The organism is Pseudomonas sp. 8 R 14 (genome assembly GCF_900005955.1).
Lineage (GTDB): Bacteria > Pseudomonadota > Gammaproteobacteria > Pseudomonadales > Pseudomonadaceae > Aquipseudomonas > Aquipseudomonas marginalis.
Window position 1 is genome coordinate 1 of sequence record NZ_CVTH01000036.1, and the last position, 19,099, is coordinate 19,099.

The following is a 19,099-nucleotide window of genomic DNA, read 5'->3' on the forward strand; positions in this document are numbered from 1 at the left end:
CCGAACTCAGCAGTGAAACGATGCATCGCCGATGGTAGTGTGGGGTTTCCCCATGTGAGAGTAGGTCATCGTCAAGATTAAATTCCGAAACCCCTGTTTGCTAACGCAGACAGGGGTTTCGTTTATGTAGAAGTCCATGAATTTCATCGGCACGTTGCTAAAGCAACGCTCCGGTACACAGAATTTCTTGACGACCATAGAGCATTGGAACCACCTGATCCCATCCCGAACTCAGCAGTGAAACGATGCATCGCCGATGGTAGTGTGGGGTTTCCCCATGTGAGAGTAGGTCATCGTCAAGATTAAATTCCAGAACCCCTGTCTGCTCATGCAGACAGGGGTTTTGTCGTTTAGAAGGTTTATGAACTCTGTAAGCGAGCAGCAACTACGCCTACCCAACTCCAAAATCATGTTCATGGCACTGACCTGCTTTAAGAGCACGACGCAGGTAGTAGGGAAGAATTTTTACTTCTAAATCTTGTACGACAACCTTTGGTCGGTTTCCTACGTAAAAGGGCGATTCATCCCACAATCCCCTAAGCTTTCCTTCAGCTTGGCCGAAAGCCTGATGAGCCATGCGTGCACCGAAATAGAGCGGCCCGAGACGCCGCCTATACCGTTACATGGAATGTTCCTCTCGGCACGCTCACCCCCATTTGGCAAAAAGAAGTCGATGAAATGAATCTCAAATTCAGTCATAAAATTCTGTTGGCCGCGTCAGGCGTTGTGGTTCTGGCCTTCGCGTTATTCACGCTTTACAACGATTACCTGCAGCGCAGCACCATCAAACAGAATCTGGAGTCGTCTATCCAGCAGTCCGGTGAGCTCACCGCGAGTAGTGTGCAGAACTGGCTTAGCGGTCGAATACTGGTGCTCGAAAGTCTGACGCAAAACGTTGCCCATCAGGGTAGTGCTGCTGATCTTCCAGGGTTGGTCGATCAACCGGCGTTCACCTCGAACTTCCAGTTCACCTACGTTGGCCAAACCAACGGTATGTTCACCCAGCGCCCGGACGCAAAAATGCCTGACGGCTACGACCCTCGTCAGCGTCCCTGGTACAAGCAAGCCGTGGCTGCGGATACACCCATGCTCACGCCGCCCTATATGGCCGCCGTGGGTGGGCAGATCGTAACTATCGCTATGCCGGTGAAAAAGAACGGCGAGTTGCTCGGCGTGGTCGGCGGAGACCTGAGCCTGCAAACCCTGGTGAAAATCATCAATTCGGTGGACTTCGGCGGCATCGGCCATGCGTTTCTGGTCAGCGGCGACGGCCAAGTCATCGTAAGTCCTGACGAAGACCAGGTGATGAAAAACCTCAAGGACATCTACCCAGGCACTAACGTCCGTATTGAGAAAGTTAATCAGGACGTAGTTCTCAAGGGCCAGGATCGCATCCTGTCGTTCACACCTATCAGCGGCTTGCCCGGTGCAGATTGGTATATCGGCCTGTCGATTGATAAAGACAAAGCCTACGCACCGCTGGGCAAATTCCGTACGTCTGCATTGATCGCCATGCTGATCGCCGTAGTCGCGATTGCCGTGCTCTTGAGCCTGCTAATTCAAGTGTTACTGCGGCCCCTGACCACCATGGGTATTGCCATGCAGGACATTGCCCAAGGTGAGGGCGACCTGACCCGCCGCTTGACGGTCACCAGTAAAGACGAGTTCGGTGAAGTGGGCAGTGCGTTCAACCGGTTCGTGGAGCGTATCCACGCCTCGATTTCCGAAGTGTCTTCTGCAACACGTCAGGTGCATGACCTGTCTCAGCGTGTGATGGCGTCATCCAACGCCTCGATCATCGGTTCTGATGAGCAAAGCGCACGCACCAACAGCGTGGCCGCCGCAATCAACGAACTGGGGGCTGCCACCCAGGAAATCGCGCGTAACGCCGCCGATGCTTCACAGCACGCCAGCGGTGCCAGCGAGCAGGCTGATGATGGGCGTAAAGTGGTCGAGCAAACCATCCTGGCAATGTCGGAGCTGTCGCAGAAAATCAGCCTGTCCTGCACTCAGATCGAAACCCTGAACGCCAGCACCGACAATATCGGCCACATCCTTGATGTGATCAAAGGCATCTCCCAGCAAACCAACTTGCTGGCACTGAACGCTGCGATTGAAGCAGCACGTGCCGGGGAAGCCGGACGCGGGTTTGCCGTGGTCGCCGACGAGGTGCGTAACCTGGCTCACCGTACCCAGGAGTCGGCTGAGGAGATTCATAAAATGATCACTTCGCTGCAAGTGGGGTCGCGTGAAGCAGTGACCACCATGAATGCCAGCCAGACCTCCAGTGAGGAAAGTGTTCAGGTGGCCAACCAGGCCGGTGAGCGCCTGGTCAGCGTAACGCAGCGAATTGTCGAGATCGACGGCATGAACCAGTCCGTCGCTGCGGCCACCGAGGAACAAACTGCCGTGGTGGAAACCCTCAACGTCGATATCAACCAGATCAACCTGCTGAACCAGCAGGGCGTGACCAACCTCAACGAAACCCTGAAAGACTGCGATGCGTTGTCGCAACAGGCCAATCGGTTGAAGCAGCTGGTCGATAGCTTCAAGATCTGAGCCGCTGAGTGTACGAGTAGGAGCGAGCCGGTTCGCTCCTACTGCTTACCCAGCAAGCGGCGAACATTGTCCAGCGCGCTGTCTGCGAAGCCTTGCACAAACTGCTCAAATCCTTCCTGTGCCGTCTCCAGGGGGTCGGCAATGATAGTCCAGGTTACCTTGGAGCAGTGTGCTCCAAGCGCTTCCACTTTGATTGCTGCCCACAACCTGGCCACGCCCAGGGTGTTGTAGATCGTGGTCCAGGTCATGTGCATCGCTTGCTCATCCCGGCTATTGAGTTGTTCTACGACGCGGTTGCCATCGCGGAAAAATTTCGTGCGTAAAGCGCCCACTCCGGTGCCGGTCATTTCGATATGCGTCAAGGAAGGGATGAACGCATCGAAGCCTGCAAACTGCCCCACTATGTTCCATAGACGGTTGGCATGGCAGTCGATCACCACAGAGGACACTATCGGCTGGCCGCTAGGGTTATGAATTAACGTATCGGGTTGCAGCGGTTTCATGAAGTTGTCCTGAAGCGGTTCAAAGAAAGCCGATGGCCTTGAGGTAGTTGCAGCCTTTACTCAGCAGTGCCGGGTCTTTTTCGGGGTATTGCTCACCCATCTGCTGAACGCCGCGTTGCGCGTTGTCATGGAGGATCATCGAGGTGTCACCGATGTCTTCATCCAGTCGATCAAGGTAAAACCCGAGTACACCAAACATCGCATTGTCCTGGCTTACCGTTCGCAGCGCCTGCTGCCAATGCGCAGTACTGACCCGCTCGAACCGGTGGCCCACCCGGTTGAATGCATCCAGGTAGTGCTCCCAGCTCAGTGGTTGCGGGTTATGCAGGTTGAATACGCTTCTATCGGCTTGAAAGCGATTGCAGTGGAACGCAATGAAGCGAGCCAGAAAGTCCACGGGCATCAGGTCGAAATTCAGGTCCAACCTCGGCAGCAAGCCCAACTGCAGCGACCCCTTGAGCATCAACATCAGGCGATTCTTTTGTGGCTGGCAGATACCGTTATGGCTGTTGAAGCTGATATTTCCAGGGCGATGGATGTTCACCCAGGCTCCTTGCTCCACTGCACGTCCCAGGACCCGCTCGGCGACCCACTTGGACAGGTTGTAGCCATTTCGGATGTACAGCGGCAGGGTGGCTGCCGCCGGAGCTTCGAGCACATGCCCCGTCGTGCCGATGCTGCTGGCGGCCGACAACGTCGATACAAAGTTGAAGATTTTCTTGCAGCGGGTTTCGCACAGGCGCAGGCATTCGAATATGGGGTCGACGTTGTCCCTGGCCAGTGAGGCGTAGTCCAGCACGTGGTTGACCCGTGCTGCGTTGTGCACCAGCGCGCCAAAGTCTGCGGCGAGTGCGTCATACGCGTCACAGGCCAAACCCAATCGCGGCAGGCTGACATCGGCGGCGAATACTCGTACGCGGCTCAAGTCCAGATGTTCCAGTTGGTAGTCACGCAACGCCTGGGTAAAACGAGCCATCGCAGGACTCCCCGGCAAGTCACGCACCAGGCACGCCACCTCGGTGGCACCGGCGTTCAACAACGCCTCGACAATATGGACGCCGACGAAACTGTTGGCCCCCGTCACGATCACCTTGTGCGGATTGCCTGCGCGGTCCCCTTGCAACGGATTGATTTCCCACTCCCGTTGAGCGTCCATGGCCGCTTGGGCAGAGGATGCGTCTGGCAGTTCACCATCCTCCATCAGCGTTGCGAGCGTACGAATAGTCGGTACTTCAATGAAATGGCTCAACGCGAAACTACGGCCAAATTGCTCGCGAACGCGCAACAACAGCGTCGACAGCAAAATCGAATGGCCGCCCAGTGCAAAGAAGCTTTCATCGATGGGCAACTGGCGGGTGGGCAAGCCCAGCAGCTCACCCCAAAGGTCGCTCAATCGCGCTTGAAGCGGCGTATGCGCGGCGCCGGGAGTGGCCTGCAAAATGGGGAGGAAGGGGCGCGACAGCAGCCCCTTGCGGTCGACTTTGCCGTTGTCGCTGTGCGGCATGGCTGGCAGTTCCACCCAGAAACCAGGTTGCATGTAGTCCGGTAGCCACTGGCGCGCATGCTGCTGCAAGGCCACCAGCGAAGCGTTGAGTTCGGGCTGGGCGACAAAGGCGCAGATCCTGCTTTCATGGTCGATCACCACGGCCAGCTCGCGATACAGCCTGTTGCTGCGCAGGCATTGTTCAATCTCCTGGGGGTCGACCCGAAAGCCGCGGATCTTTACCTGATCGTCGCGACGCCCACCCAGCACAATCCCTGCGGCGGTCCACTGCGCAAAGTCGCCGCTGCGGTAGGCCCGCAGCCTTTGGCCGCCCGGCACCAGCAGTTCGACGAACGGGCTGTCAGCCTGCCGCGGCGCATTCACATACCCCAGGCTCACTCCGGGCCCGACGATGTACAACTCGCCCATCACCTGTTCATCCACTGGTTGCAGATCGTCATCGAGGATCAGCACCTGGCTATTGGCGATGGGGTAGCCGACATTACGATTATTGTCATCGGGGGCGAACGTCCGGTGCGTAATCAGTACCGTGGTTTCGGTGGGACCATAGAGGTTGTGCAACTGACACCGTCCTGCCAGCCGCTCGATTACATGGGGTTCGCAGGCATCGCCACCGGTGAGCAGATGCGTTAGGCCGAGGGGGGGATCCGGCGGCAGGATGTTGAGCAGCGCAGGCGGCAGGAAGGCATGAGTGACGCGTTGTCGGCGGAGCAATTCCACCAGTTGCCCAGGGTCGCGTCGCTGCTCCTCACTGGGTACGATCAACTCGGCGCCGGCAATCAGGGCGGGGAAGATTTCGATCAATGACGAGTCGAAACCCAAGGGCGAAAACTGCAGGACGCGGCTCCGTTCATCCAGTTTCATGCAGGACCCGAACCAAGCGGTGAAATGCGCCAGGTTACCTTGGCTGAGCAGCACACCCTTGGGCTGGCCCGTACTGCCCGATGTATAGAGCACCATGCACGGCATATCCGAGCAGGGGCGATCGTGCATCAGCGAGGATGAGGAGTTGGCGTTGTGCGCCTCGACTGTGCTGACATCCAGTGAAATGAAACACTCCCGTAATGGATGTTGGCCGGCATCCAGCAATACGTGGGCCCCAGCGTTTTCGAGCATGGCCCGATGGCGTTGTGTGGGTTGATCAGGTCCCAGTGGCAGGTACACCGCGCCACTGCCCAGTACGGCAAGAATGCTGGCATACAATTCCACGGATTTTTCCAGGCATACACCGATCACCGGTGGCGCCTCAAGCGCCTCCAGCAGCGGGCGCAATCGCAGCTGAATCGCCATGGCCTGTAGGTGCAGTTGGCGGTAGGTCACGGTGTGCCCCGCAATGTTCAGCGCCGGCCGGACGGCGAACAGGACAAGGCTGGCCTGCACCCGTTCGATCACCGGTACCTGGGCTTCCTGGATCAGGGCAGGGTTTGCCGTACGATTGAATCGATGCATAAATGCCAACGGCTCAAGCCCGTGCAGGCCGTGCTCGGGCCAGTCAGTGGCAATCGCGCGTGTAGAGAGAGACTCGGGGTCACGTGAGAAGCCACTGACTAGCAGTGCGACCCAATCCACCAGCGCGGTTGTTGCCTGCCGACGCAGTCGCTGGCCGTTGCCACTGGGCTCCTCGGCGATGTCCAGCACGGCGAACAAGCGTCGGCCATGGTCATAGGCGCGCACTTGCAGCGCAGACAACCCACCGTCGCTCAACGGGCCAATCCCCAGGCGCAGACTTATACAGGTGGTTTCGCCCACGTCATCCGGCAACGGCAGGCTGCCGTCTTCAATCCACAGGTCGGTGGCCTCATCCCCTGAAACATGGCCGTACTGTTCCAGCATTGGCCTGATTTCGCCCAGTGCCTTGCTTGTGCCGCACCAGCCGATGGTCAGGCACCTCATGGCGACACCGACAGGTAGTCGCTCAACACCTGCCCCACACTCGGCGTTTGCAGCAAGCCGCTGTTTTGCAGGAAGCCCATGATATTGCCCATCAACGGGTGCTGGCGGGTGATGGGGAACGCCAGCGCTGATATTTCATCGCGCAGCACACCGCGCAGGCGCTCGCTGATGTCCAGGTGTTCGATCAGGCGCAGGTCGAAGTTTTTCTGCAGGTCGTTGGTCAGGTAATGCGTCAGGAATGTCGGCAGTACGTGAGCGATGCTGTCACGGTCATCCGGGCTCGCGGCTTGCCAGTAGATGCGCACCAGCCGCGTCCAAAACTGCGCGTGGCGACCTTCGTCAAACAGGTGGTCGTCCATCAAGCCTCGTATGGAGGCCTTGACACTGCGGTCCTTGGAAAACGCTGCGACATCGTGGGTCACGGTGTTTTCGGCGATGGCTACGCCAATCAGCTCCACAGCGTCGCTCAGGTGTTCCGGAGCCTGCGCCTGCGCCGCCGGCAGCGCGCGACTCAGTTCGATATGCCCGGGCAGGTCAATCGGTTGTATGCCCGTCATTGTGACAGTCTGTTGCATGAAATCCAGGGCCACCAAGGCGTGGTAGTCCTCGTCCACCACAACCGTCATCGCATCAACGCGACAGGCAAGCGGGAAGGGCAGCGAGAAGCGATTCTTGGCAATGCTGCGCGCGGTCTTGTCGACGATTTCGGTTTCGAAAATCACCACATCGTGGATGAACTTATAGAAGCTTTGCACCAGCACGAAGTCGCGCCATTGCGAGCAATGTTCCATGAAGGTCGCGTTGAGTACCAAGGGCTGACGGCACAGTGGGTAGATCAGCTTGTCGTCGTCTTCCAACAGGCGACGAGGGCGGGTTCGGATGGTGGCGCGGCGTTCCCAGTCGTCGGCGATGGTGGTGTATCCGGCGGTATTCATGGGTGTACCTCGTGCAGCGCGGCGCGCACCTCGTCCCAGAACGTGATACGGCTTTCTACGGCGGCAAGGGCTGCGTCATGGGCCTGTTGCGGATAAGCCGGGTCTGCACCCACCAGGCGTTCGAGCAGTTCTTCAGCTGCTGGCCCGTGATGCTCAGTGTCCAACTCGATGTGGCGCCTGAAGTAGCCACACAAGGCTGGTGCCTGGCGATGGATGAGCGTATCGGGCTGCAGGAGGTGTTCGAACATACTTGGGATGACACGCTCACGCCCATGAAGGAATGCAGCTGCTACGCAATGGGTAGGGGCTTGCAGCGCAATGTGCAGCGTGGCGCTGACGAAGCGCGCGGCCCCAGCAGGAACATCGGCCATGCGCAGGGCCGTGCTTGCTTCCACGCCCTGGTGCTGCAGTGCAATGAAACGGTGTATCGCCGAGGTGCTGGCGCCGACTTCGACCATGGCTTCCAGGTACCACTCGAAGTGGCTGCAATGGCCTTGCCTGGGGTGTGAGTCTGATTCTTCGCCCAGCACAATCTCATTGATCAAGCGTGCTGCTTGCGGGTCGGCCGGTGGCAGCCAGGGTAGGCGAGTGCAGGTCAGGTCCTGCTGCAGGCGTTTGGTGAGCGTCATGAAGTCCCAGACAGCGAATACATGGTTTTCCATGAATAGTCGTAACTTTTCCAGCGAAGTTATTTCCAGAAATAACGGATGGCTGCACAACAGCCGTTTTCTTTGTTCCAGTAAAGGTGGGTACATAGTTGATGCCTATAAATTATTGCGTCGCCGCTAAAACAACGTTGGGCTTTTGTATGCCGCAAAAAGATAAGAAAGATGTAAACCAGGCTTTGCGCGCACGCGCGCTCACGCAAGTGGGGCTGCACGGTCGAATTAAGTGGCTGGTTTAGTGATGAAAGATAATAAGCGGGTTAAACAAGTTGGCGAGTATATGAATGCATTAGATGTTTTTCTAAATAATATAAGCTGTCGGTAACTTACTTTATAAGAGTGGGACGTTTCTTCTGCGCGGGGCGCTACTTGGCCAGGTAGGGCACCCCGCAGTGCTCGACGGGCAAGCCGAGCGACCTGACGCCTTGTTAGAGCGTCTTCTTTGCGGCGGCGTCCAGGTCATTGAGATAGGTTGTGATCACTTCCATCCCGCGCATCAAGTGATTACGCAGCGTCAGGATGCTTTCCTCGACCTTCTTTTGTGCCACCAGGTTCAGCAGTTCACGGTGGTCTTCCTGGGAAGTCTCGCCCAGCCCCATCGCCTCGAGGTTGAAACGCAGGAAGCGCTCCTCCTCATTCAGTCCGTGCTCCACCAGCTTGAGCAGCCGCTGGTTGGGGGCCTTGCCATACAGGGTCATGTGGAACAGGCGATTGAGACGGCCAATCTCGGTGTAGTCTTTTTCCTGTTCCAGGGCAAAGATGAGCGTGTCTGCCTCGGCGATATCGGCTTCGGTCAGCAAGGGAATCGACAAACGCAGGGCTTCAGACTCCAGCAACATTCGCAGCTCATAGGTCTCAGCCGAATTGTCTTCGATCAACGGTGCAACCACGGCGCCCTTGTGGGTGACTACATGCAGCAGTGACTGGGCCTCCAACTGACGCAAGGCTTCACGCACCGGCATGCGGCTGACCCCGAACAGGCTGGCCAGCTCCTGCTGGCGCATGGCGGTACCGCAGGGCAAGCGGCCATCAAGGATGGCATTGCGCAAGGTTTCTTCAATCACGGAGCGAGCAAGATGGGCGGGAATAGGGCCGGTGATCTTGATGCTGTTCAACGGGTTCGGCTTCTGCGTCACGGTTACGCTATCCTCCTTATTAAAATAGGGGTGCTAATTGGATCCAATGCACACTAGAGGCTGCCCATAGGGCTTGTCAAACGGGCACGGTTTCGGCTTGTAAGCGTTTCAACGCGCGGCTCCGGCGGCCCACGCGCGGGTTTTGCCGAGTCTGACACGCCACTGACGTGTTGCGACATTACCGCATATAGATATTCTTTAACGGTATTTAAATTGCCGTTCTTATATCTATAAAGTCACTCTCCTGTCTGACCGGGAGTGAACTCATGTCCGCCACCTCTACTGTTCCAACAGCGATCCTTGCCGCCCAAACGTTCGAGATTCGACCACTGCCCGGCAGCGTCGGTGCCGAGATTGTCGGCCTGGATTTGTCCCGGCCAGTCAACGACCAGGATTTCGCCCGCATTCATCGCGCGCACCTGGATCACCACGTCGTGGTGTTCCGCGACCAACGCATCACCCCCGAACAACAGATCGCTTTCAGCCGCCGCTTTGGCGTCCTGCAGATCCACGTGCTCAAGCAGTTCCTGCTGGCCAACCACCCGGAAATCCTGATCGTCTCCAACATCATCGAAAACGGCCAATCCATAGGCCTGGGTGACGCAGGCAAATTCTGGCACTCGGACCTGTCCTATAAAGAGCTGCCGAGCCTGGGCTCGATGCTTCACGCCCAGGAGCTGCCGTCGGAAGGCGGAGATACCCTGTTTGCCGACATGCACAAAGCCTGGGACCAACTGCCCGAGCACCTGCGCAAAGCTGTTGAAGGCCGCAGTGCCGCGCACTCTTATACCGCGCGCTACAGCGAAACCAAATTCGAAGGCAACTGGCGTCCGACGTTGACGCCCGAGCAGCTTGCCCAAGTCGCGGAAGTGGTTCACCCCATCGTGCGCACCCACCCGGAAAACGGCCGCAAGGCGCTGTTCGTCAGTGAAGGCTTCACCACCCGCATCGTCGGCCTGCCGGAAGACGAAAGCCGCGACCTGCTGGCCCAGCTCTACGCCCACAGTGTGCTGCCGCACAACATCTACCGCCACCAATGGCAGCCCCACGACTTGGTGTTCTGGGACAACCGCTCGCTGATCCACCTGGCCGCCGGTTGCCCGAGCCATCTGCGCCGCAAACTGTTTCGCACCACCATCCAGGGCGACGCGCCTTTCTGATTCGGAGCATGACCATGTCCAGGAAAACCCCATTTGCACGGCTGGCCGCGACCGTCGGCCTCGGTGTCAGCCTGTTGGCCGGCAGCCTGGTGGCGCCGACGGCTGCGCAGGCCGAAGGCGAGATCCGCATCGCCGAACAGTTCGGTATCGTCTACCTGCTGCTTAACGTAGTGCGCGACCAGAACCTGATCGAAAAATACGGCAAGCAGGAAGGTCTCGACATCAAGGTCGACTGGACCCAGCTGTCCGGCGGCGCAGCGGTCAACGACGCACTGCTCTCCGGCTCGATCGATATCGCCGGTGCCGGCGTCGGCCCGCTGCTGACCATCTGGGACCGCACCCATGGCAAGCAGAACGTCAAGGCCGTGGCCTCCCTGGGCAACTTCCCCTACTACCTGGTAAGTAACAATCCCAAGGTCAAGACCATTGCCGACTTCACCGACAAGGACCGTATCGCCGTGCCGGCGGTGGGCGTGTCGGTGCAGTCGCGCTTCCTGCAATACGCCGCCGCCAAGCAATGGGGCGACAAGGAATTCAATCGCCTCGACAAGTACACCGTCGCCGTCCCGCACCCGGATGCCACCGCTGCCCTGATCGCCGGCGGCACCGAACTGACCGGGCACTTCTCCAACCCGCCGTTCCAGGACCAGGCCCTGGCCAACCCTAACGTGCATGTGGTGCTGAACACCTACGACCTGCTGGGGCCGAACTCGCCAACGGTGCTGTTCGCCACCGAGAAATTCCGTAACGACAACCCGAAGACCTACAAGGCATTTGTCGAGGCGCTGACCGAAGCCGCGCAATTCGCCCAGAACGATAAAGGCGCTGCGGCCGACACTTACATTCGCGTCACCAAGGCCAAGATCGACCGCGCCGAGTTGCTGAAAATCATCGACAACCCGCAGTTCGAATTCAGCGTCACGCCAAAAAACACCTACCCGCTGGCGGAATTCCTCTACCGCGTCGGCGCCATCAAAAACAAGCCTGAATCGTGGAAGGACTACTTCTTCCAGGACGCCAAGCCCCTGCAAGGAAGTTGAGATGAACGCGCCCTTGCAAGGCCACACGGCCAGCAACCTGCACACCGCCGCACCATTGCTGGCGGTGGATAACGTCAGCCTGGAATACCGCACCCCCGAGCGCGTGGTGCGCGCCACTCACCAAGTCAGCTTCGAGATCGACCCGGCGGATCGCTACGTGTTGCTCGGCCCATCGGGTTGCGGCAAATCCACACTGCTCAAGTCCATTGCCGGGTTTATCAAGCCCTGCGAAGGCGAGATCCGCCTGCTGGGGCAAAAGGTCGAACAACCAGGCCCGGACCGCATTGTGGTGTTCCAGGAATTCGACCAACTGCCGCCATGGAAAACCGTCAAACAGAACGTGATGTTTCCGCTGCTGGCGTCGAAAACTTTGCCGCGTCGCGAAGCCGAAGAACGGGCGCTGCACTACCTCGACAAAGTCGGCCTCTGCGCCTTTGCCGACGCTTACCCGCACACCCTTTCCGGCGGTATGAAAGCCCGCGTGGCCATCGCCCGCGCCCTGGCCATGCAGCCGAAGATCCTGCTGATGGACGAACCCTTCGCCGCCCTCGACGCCCTGACCCGACGCAAGATGCAGGAAGAATTGCTGCTGCTCTGGGAAGAAGTGCGCTTCACCCTGCTGTTCGTCACCCACTCCATCGAAGAAGCGCTGGTGGTGGGCAATCGCATCCTGCTGCTGTCGCCGCATCCGGGGCGCGTGCGCGCGGAAATCCACAGCCATCAATACGACTTGCACAGCCTCGGTGGCGTGGAGTTCCAGGCGTCGGCGCGGCGGATTCATCGCCTGTTGTTCGATGAAGCGCCCGAGGCCGAACGTGAGTTGGGTTTCGCCGACATCCGCATCGCTTACTAAGGGGACAACCCAATGCGCCAGGAATACGAAATCAACCTTGAGCCGCTGCTCAGTGTCCCCATTGAACGCGAACTGCCCCTGCGCCAACGCCTGTGGCAGCAAGGCTGGCTGCGCAAGGGCCTGATCCTGATCGTGCTCGCGATCCTTTGGGAAGCCGTCGCGCGCTACCAGAACAACGACCTGCTGCTGCCGAGTTTCCTGCAGACCTTTCACGCGCTCTATGACGGCCTGCTCAGTGGCGAACTGCTGGGCAAGGTGAGCATCTCGCTGGTGGTGCTGATCAAGGGCTACCTGATCGGTATCGTGCTGGCGTTTGCCCTGACCACCCTAGCGGTGTCCACGCAACTGGGCCGTGACCTGCTGAGCACCCTGACCTCGATGTTCAACCCACTGCCGGCCATTGCGTTATTGCCGCTGGCGCTGCTGTGGTTCGGCCTGGGCCAGAACAGCCTGATTTTCGTGCTGGTGCATTCGGTGTTGTGGGCGCTGGCGCTCAACACCTATTCCGGGTTTCTCGGTGTGTCCGAAACCCTGCGCATGGCTGGTCGCAACTACGGCCTCAAGGGCATGCGTTTCGTGTTGTTCATCCTGATCCCGGCCGCACTGCCGTCTATCCTCGCCGGGCTGAAAATCGGCTGGGCCTTCGCCTGGCGCACACTGATCGCCGCCGAGCTGGTATTCGGTGCGACCAGCGGCAAGGGCGGTCTGGGCTGGTACATCTTCCAGAACCGCAACGAGCTGTACACCGACAAGGTATTCGCCGGCCTGGCGGTGGTGATCCTGATCGGCCTGCTGGTGGAAAACCTGGTGTTTGATACCTTCGAGCGGCTCACCGTGAAGCGTTGGGGCATGCAGCGCTGATACACCCAGCCTGCTACGATTGCGGCCAGCTCACTCCCGACTGATCACGAGTGCTTGGCATGCAACTACCCGACATGAACCTGTTGGTCGCCCTCGACGCCTTGCTCGACGAGGGCAGCGTGGTGGGCGCCGCGCGGCGGATGAACCTCAGCCCGGCGGCCATGAGCCGTACCCTCACACGTATTCGCGAAGCGGTAGGCGACCCGATTCTGGTGCGCGCCGGTCGCGGCCTGGTGCCGACGCCCAAGGCCTTGCAGTTGCAAGGCCAGGTGCGCAACGTGGTGGAGCAGGCGGCGTTGCTGTTTCGCTCGGCGGATCAGGTTGATTTAAGCACCTTGCGCCGTCGCTTCAGTGTGCGCGCCAATGACTTTTTCATCGGCGTGTATGGCGGTCGGCTGTTTGACACCATGGAGCGCATGGCGCCGCTGTGCGAGCTGTGTTTCGTACCCGAAGGCGACACCGATGATGAAGCCCTGCGCGAAGGGCGGCTGGACCTGCGCGTGAGCAACACCATGCCGGTCACCCCGGAAGTGAAGGTGCAGAACCTGTTTTCCACCACCTTCGTGGGCCTCGCGCGGGAGGACCATCCGTTGTTTGACGACGAGATCACCGCCGCGCGCTTCGCCAGCTATTCCCATATCAGTATCTCGCGACGTGGCATCGCCCGTGGGCCGATCGACACCGCGTTGAATGCCCAGGGCCTGGAGCGGCGGGTTGCGATGATTGCGCCGGGCTTTCACGGTGCGATGTTCATGTTGCCTGATTCCGACCTGATTCTGCCGGTGCCCAAGGAAGCCCTGTTGAGCGCCAACCGCTTGAAGCTGCCACTGCGCGCGTTTGCGTTGCCGATCTCGCTGCCGACGTTGGTATTGGCCCAATCCTGGCACCCGCGCTTCGACAAAGACCCGGCTCATAAGTGGCTGCGCGAGACGATGCGTGAGAGCTGCCACGCCACCTGGCTGGAAGCTCAACCCACCTAAACATCAAGCGTACACAGGGCAAATGTGGGAGGGGGCTACACCCCGATTGCGTTGGATCAGATAGAAAATCTGTGTCTGGCACACAGCAATCGGGGGTAAACCCCCTCCCACATGTAGATTTGTGTCGGTTTCAGGATTGTGTGTGGTGCAGTTATAAGCTGCCAATAAGTAACTTTTTGTCATGCATGTGCCTGATTAAACTGCTCGGGTATTTCTAATCCCGAGCTGCCTGTTCATGACTTCCCTCGCTGCCCCCACCCTTGCGGCCGCAGCCAGACCCACCGCCATCACCCCGCCTGTATTTGGCCCGCGCATCATCATCGGCCTGGTCGGCGTGTTGCTCGCGGTGCTGGTGTCCGGCCTCAACGAGATGGTCACCAAGGTGGCCCTCGCGGATATTCGCGGCGCGCTGTACATCGGCTTTGACGAAGGCACCTGGCTGGTGGCCGCGTACACGGCCACCTCCGTGTCGGCCATGGCCTTTGCGCCCTGGTGTTCGGTGACGTTTTCCCTGCGGCGCTTCACCCTGTGCGCTATTGGCTTGTTCACCGCACTGGGGATCCTGTGCCCGTTTGCGCCGAACTACCAAAGCCTGCTGCTGCTGCGTACCGTCCAAGGCCTGGCCGGCGGTGCCTTACCGCCGATGCTGATGACCGTGGCGCTGCGCTTCCTGCCGGCCAACGTCAAGCTGTATGGTCTGGCTGGCTACGCACTTACCGCCACCTTCGGGCCGAGCCTTGGCACGCCATTGGCGGCGCTGTGGACTGAATATGTCGGCTGGCAGTGGGCGTTCTGGCAGATCGTCGGGCCGTGTCTGTTGGCCATGGCCGCCGTGGCCTACGGCTTGCCGCAAGACCCGCTGCGCCTGGAGCGCTTCAAGCAATTCAATTGGCGCGGCCTGTTGCTCGGCTTTCCGGCGATCTGCATGCTGGTGATCGGCATTCTGCAGGGCAATCGCCTGGACTGGTTCGAGTCGGGCCTGATCACCTTCCTGCTGTGCGGCGGCAGCGTGCTGCTGGTGCTGTTCATGTTCAATGAATGGTCGCACCCGATGCCGTTCTTCAAGTTGCAGATGCTCGGCCTGCGCAACCTGGCGTTTGCCCTGATCGTGCTGGCAGGCGTGCTGATGGTGCTGACCTCGGTGATCATCATCCCCTCGAGTTTCCTCGCCCAGGTCCAGGGTTATCGCCCATTGCAAACCGCGCCGGTGATGCTGCTGATGGCGCTGCCGCAATTGATCGCACTGCCGCTGGTGGCGGCGTTGTGCAACCTGCGCTGGGTCGATTGCCGCTGGGTCCTGGGGATCGGGCTGGGGATGTTGGTGCTGTGTTGCGTGGGCAGCGCGCACCTGACCTCGGCGTGGATTCGCGATGATTTCTACGGCCTGTACCTGCTGCAAATCTTCGGGCAGCCCATGGCGGTGTTGCCGCTGCTGATGCTCTCCACCGGCAGCATTCAACCGGCGGATGGGCCGTTCGCCTCGGCCTGGTTCAACACCGTCAAAGGCCTGGCCGCCGTGATTGCCACCGGCGTGCTGGATGCGCTGACCACCCAGCGCCTGCACTTTCACTCGACCATGCTGGTGGACCGCCTGGGTAACTCGCCGCTGGCCGACGGCGATGCGCCGGGCCTGGCCCACCGCCTGCACGAGCAGGCCGTGGTGCTGACTTCTTCGGATCTCTATTACGTCATGGCCGCTGTCGCGGTGGCGTTGATCCTGCTGATTTTCTGGATGCCCACGCGGATTTTTCCGCCTCGCGCACCGACCTAGCCACAAGGACTTCCCATGAAACGCAAAGACAAAATCGCCGTCTCCGTTATCGCCGTGTTTGCTGTCGGGGTGCTGGTGTACCTGGTCGCGCCCGGCCTGTTGGGCAACAAGCGCCAGGCCACCAACGACGCCTTCGTCGCCGCCGATTTCACCCTGGTGGCGCCACGTGTGGCGGGCTTTATCAAGGAAGTGCTGGTGGAAGACAACCAGCGCGTCAAGGCCGGCCAACTGTTGGCGCTGATCGACGACCGCGATTTTCGCGCCGCCGCCCAGGCCGCCGACGCCGACACCCTGGTCGCCCAGGCCCAGCTGAAAAACGCCACCGCGACCCTGGAGCGCCAGAGCTCGGTGATCGCCCAGGCCCAGGCCACCGTGGCGGCAGACCGCGCCGAAGTGGCCTTCGCCGAACATGAACTGAACCGCTACAACCACCTCGCCGGCGTGGGCGCGGGTACCGTGCAGAACGCCCAGCAAGCCAAGACCCGCATCGACCAGGCCAACGCGCGCCTGGCCAACGCCACCGCGGTGCTGGCGGCCGAACGTAAGCAGGTGGAAATCCTCACGGCCCAGCGCGATGCAGCCGAAGGTGGACTCAAGCGTGCCCAGGCCGCGTTGGAAATGGCCAGCTATCAGCTGTCCTACACGCGCATCGTCGCGCCGGTGGATGGCATGGTTGGTGAGCGTGCGGTGCGGGTCGGTGCCTATGTGACCCCTGGCAGCAAGATCCTCGCGGTGGTGCCGTTGGCCGAGGCCTACGTGGTCGCCAACTTCCAGGAAACCCAGCTGTCCCATATGCACGCGGGCCAGGCCGTGCAGGTGCGGGTCGACAGCCTCGACGGGGAGTTGCTCAACGGCCACCTGGAGAGCCTCGCACCGGCGACGGGTGTGACCTTCGCATCGGTCAAACCGGACAACGCGACCGGCAACTTCACCAAGGTGGTGCAGCGTATCCCGGTAAAAATCGTCCTCGAACCCAACCAACCGCTGACCGAGCGCCTGCGGGTCGGCATGTCGGTTGAAGCCAGCGTCGACACGCAGCCGGTCAAGCAGCGTGAGGTGGCCCAGCAATGAGACACCTTGCCTGGCTCACCCTGAGTGTTATCAGCCTGAGTGCCTGCACTGTCGGGCCGGATTTTCAGCGCCCGCACACGCCGCAAGCCACGCGGTGGAGCGAACCTCAAGGGCGACAAGCCGCCAGCCGAGCAGTGAGTGATCCGCTGCAAGAGCGCTGGTGGGACGTGTTCCACGACGAGCAACTGTCGGCCCTCACGCGCCGCGCGCTGACCGATAACCTCGACCTGAAGCTGGCCAGCAGCCGCCTGCAACAAAGCCGTGCGGTCCGCCAGGTGACCACCGCCGAGCGTTATCCCACTGTCGACGCCACGGGGGCCTACCAGCGCAAACGCAACAGCGGCAAAGGCCTGAACGATCCCTCCGGCGAAAACGGCCGTTCCGCGTTCAACCAGTGGGACGCGGGGTTCTCGGCGTCCTGGGAGCTGGACTTCTGGGGGCGGGTCAAACGCGAAACCGAAGCCGCCGATGCCACCCTGCAAGTGGCGGAAAACGACCGCCGCGCCGTGCTGTTATCGGTGCTGGCCGAGACCGCCCAGGACTACATCCAACTGCGCGGCGTGCAAAATACCCGCGCGGTGACCGAGCAAAACCTCGACGTCGCCCGCCACAGCCTCAAGCTCTCGCAACTGCGCCTGGCTGACGGCGTGGCCACCGACCTCGATGTCGCCGAAGCCGCCGCCCAGGTCGCCGCCATCGAAGCGCGGCTGCCGGATCTGCAGCAACGCCAGGACCAGTTGATCAACGCCCTCAGCCTGTTGATGGGCGAGCCACCCCAGGCTCTGCACGCGCAATTGTCCAAGGACGCCGCCGTACCGCAGGCCCAACGCCAGGTCGCCATCGGCCTGCCGTCGGAGCTCGCCGAACGCCGTCCGGATATCCGCCAGGCCGAGGCGCGCCTGCACGCCGCCACCGCCAGCATCGGCGTGGCCAAGGGCGATTTTTACCCGCGTATTACCTTGTCCGGCAGCCTCGGTTCCCAGGCCATGCAACTGTCGGACTTCGGCTCCTGGGGCTCTGGTGCGTTTGCCTTCGGCCCGCAAGTGAGCCTGCCGCTGTTCAGCGGCGGCCGCCTGCAAGGCATGCTGGACCTGCGCGAAGCCCAGCAACAGGAAGCGGCCCTGGCCTACCAGCAAACGGTGCTGCGTGCCTGGCATGAAATCGACGACCAACTGACCCGCTACAACGCCAGCCAGCTGCGCCGCGACAGCCTCGCCGAAGCCGTGCGCCAGAACCAGATCGCCCTGACCACCGCACAGCACCAATACGTTGAAGGCGTGGTGGATTTCGTCAACGTGCTCACCGTGCAAAGCGCGCTGCTGGCCACGCAGGAGCAGTGGGTCGAGAGTTCTACCGGGGTGTCGTTGGCGATGGTGGGGTTGTACAAGGCGTTGGGGGGCGGGTGGGAGTCGGTCTACCCAGTGGCAATGGCTCAGCATTGAAATTGGAGTATCCGATGTAGGACCGTTCTTGATTTTTGCTGCCCTAAACCTTGGTGAACCTTGATCGTTAAGCTTTCAGTCCGATTATTACCTGTGAGTCTTTCCGATGTCTGTCATCGAAAACCCCTACGCGCCTCCACAAGCTGATCTGCGCACTCCAGTCTCCGCCATCCAACCTACATTCTTCGTGGTCGCGCCGCGCAAGCTGGTCCTGATGGTGTTGCTGTCCCAAGGTTTTTATCTCTTCTACTGGTGTTACCAGCAGTGGGCCTGCTATCGGCGGGCTACTGGCGCAAAGGTGTTGCCGCTGGTGCGAGCGTTCTTCTCGGTGTTTTTTCTGTATTCGCTGGTGATGAAAATCAGGCAGAAACTGGCGCTTGACGGTACGCCGTACCGCTGGTGGCCGCGAGCCATGGCGCTGGGGCTTATTGCGTGTGGGTTGTTACCCTTTACCTACGTTTTTTTCGTCACCGCCATGACGGCAATGAAGTTGAGCGTGTGCTTGATGATCGTGCAGGTAGCGCTGTTCGTGCAGGTGCAAGGCGCGGTGAACCTGATCGAGGGCGACACAGATGGCGAGGCGAACAATCGCCTGACTTGGGCTAACGCAATCTGGATCGTTATCGGGCTGGGCATGTGGAGCTTGGGCTTTATAGGGGCGTTTCACGAGCAAGGGCTGTCGTGATTGTCCTCAGGGCACAGTGTTTTTTAAGACTGCAAAAGCAT

The 19,099-nt window shown here is 60.1% G+C and carries 15 protein-coding genes and 1 rRNA gene; 11 read left to right on the forward strand and 5 right to left on the reverse strand.

Going from position 1 to position 19,099, the window contains the following annotated elements; translation table 11 throughout:
• Positions 1-186: 186 nt before the first annotated feature.
• Positions 187-302, forward strand: a 5S ribosomal RNA gene (gene rrf, locus BFQ01_RS06475).
• Between the two features lie 376 nt (positions 303-678).
• Positions 679-2,559, forward strand: coding sequence for a methyl-accepting chemotaxis protein (locus tag BFQ01_RS06480; protein ID WP_065924663.1), 1,881 nt, complete (start codon positions 679-681; stop codon positions 2,557-2,559).
• Positions 2,560-2,597: 38 nt separating this feature from the next.
• Here BFQ01_RS06480 and BFQ01_RS06485 read toward each other — a convergent pair whose 3' ends face one another.
• From BFQ01_RS06485 to BFQ01_RS06505, 5 genes are all read right to left on the reverse strand, one after another.
• Entirely contained in the window at positions 2,598-3,062 is a 465-nt protein-coding gene (locus BFQ01_RS06485; RefSeq protein WP_065924664.1) for an SRPBCC family protein, read from the reverse strand.
• Positions 3,063-3,081: 19 nt separating this feature from the next.
• A complete protein-coding gene (locus BFQ01_RS06490; protein ID WP_065924665.1) occupies positions 3,082-6,459 on the reverse strand; it encodes an amino acid adenylation domain-containing protein in 3,378 nt (1,125 codons plus the stop codon).
• A complete protein-coding gene (locus tag BFQ01_RS06495) occupies positions 6,456-7,394 on the reverse strand; it encodes a diiron oxygenase (protein ID WP_065924666.1) in 939 nt (312 codons plus the stop codon). The genes BFQ01_RS06490 and BFQ01_RS06495 overlap by 4 nt, the downstream gene beginning before the upstream one ends.
• On the reverse strand, positions 7,391-8,149 hold the full coding sequence (locus tag BFQ01_RS06500) for a DUF3050 domain-containing protein (protein WP_065924667.1): 759 nt from the start codon (positions 8,147-8,149) through the stop codon (positions 7,391-7,393). The genes BFQ01_RS06495 and BFQ01_RS06500 overlap by 4 nt, the downstream gene beginning before the upstream one ends.
• Before the next feature lie 338 nt (positions 8,150-8,487).
• On the reverse strand, positions 8,488-9,195 hold the full coding sequence (locus tag BFQ01_RS06505) for a GntR family transcriptional regulator (protein ID WP_065924668.1): 708 nt from the start codon (positions 9,193-9,195) through the stop codon (positions 8,488-8,490).
• Positions 9,196-9,461: 266 nt separating this feature from the next.
• Here BFQ01_RS06505 and BFQ01_RS06510 point away from each other — a divergent pair, with 266 nt between their 5' ends.
• The 9 genes from BFQ01_RS06510 (at position 9,462) to BFQ01_RS06550 (ending at position 19,058) form a co-directional block, all read left to right on the forward strand.
• A complete protein-coding gene (locus tag BFQ01_RS06510; RefSeq protein ID WP_065924669.1) occupies positions 9,462-10,355 on the forward strand; it encodes a TauD/TfdA dioxygenase family protein in 894 nt (297 codons plus the stop codon).
• A 14-nt stretch (positions 10,356-10,369) separates the two neighbouring features.
• Entirely contained in the window at positions 10,370-11,395 is a 1,026-nt protein-coding gene (locus BFQ01_RS06515; RefSeq protein WP_065924670.1) for an ABC transporter substrate-binding protein, read from the forward strand.
• Position 11,396: 1 nt separating this feature from the next.
• The gene (locus tag BFQ01_RS06520; protein ID WP_065924671.1) at positions 11,397-12,248 is read left to right on the forward strand and encodes an ABC transporter ATP-binding protein; all 852 of its coding nucleotides are present in this window, start codon (positions 11,397-11,399) and stop codon (positions 12,246-12,248) included.
• Positions 12,249-12,260: 12 nt separating this feature from the next.
• Complete coding sequence (locus BFQ01_RS06525) at positions 12,261-13,109, forward strand: ABC transporter permease (RefSeq protein WP_065924672.1); 849 nt, start codon at positions 12,261-12,263, stop codon at positions 13,107-13,109.
• 59 nt (positions 13,110-13,168) lie between these two features.
• Positions 13,169-14,089, forward strand: coding sequence for a LysR family transcriptional regulator (locus BFQ01_RS06530; RefSeq protein WP_027608061.1), 921 nt, complete (start codon positions 13,169-13,171; stop codon positions 14,087-14,089).
• A 235-nt stretch (positions 14,090-14,324) separates the two neighbouring features.
• On the forward strand, positions 14,325-15,860 hold the full coding sequence (locus BFQ01_RS06535; protein ID WP_065924673.1) for an MFS transporter: 1,536 nt from the start codon (positions 14,325-14,327) through the stop codon (positions 15,858-15,860).
• A gap of 15 nt (positions 15,861-15,875) precedes the next feature.
• Positions 15,876-16,931, forward strand: a complete 1,056-nt coding sequence (locus tag BFQ01_RS06540; protein ID WP_065924674.1) for an HlyD family secretion protein — start codon at positions 15,876-15,878, stop codon at positions 16,929-16,931.
• Positions 16,928-18,373 (forward strand): efflux transporter outer membrane subunit, encoded by a 1,446-nt coding sequence (locus BFQ01_RS06545; RefSeq protein ID WP_065924675.1) that lies wholly within the window; start codon positions 16,928-16,930, stop codon positions 18,371-18,373. Before BFQ01_RS06540 ends, BFQ01_RS06545 begins: the two co-directional genes overlap by 4 nt.
• 106 nt (positions 18,374-18,479) lie before the next feature.
• On the forward strand, positions 18,480-19,058 hold the full coding sequence (locus tag BFQ01_RS06550) for a hypothetical protein (RefSeq protein ID WP_065924676.1): 579 nt from the start codon (positions 18,480-18,482) through the stop codon (positions 19,056-19,058).
• Positions 19,059-19,099 lie beyond the last annotated feature (41 nt).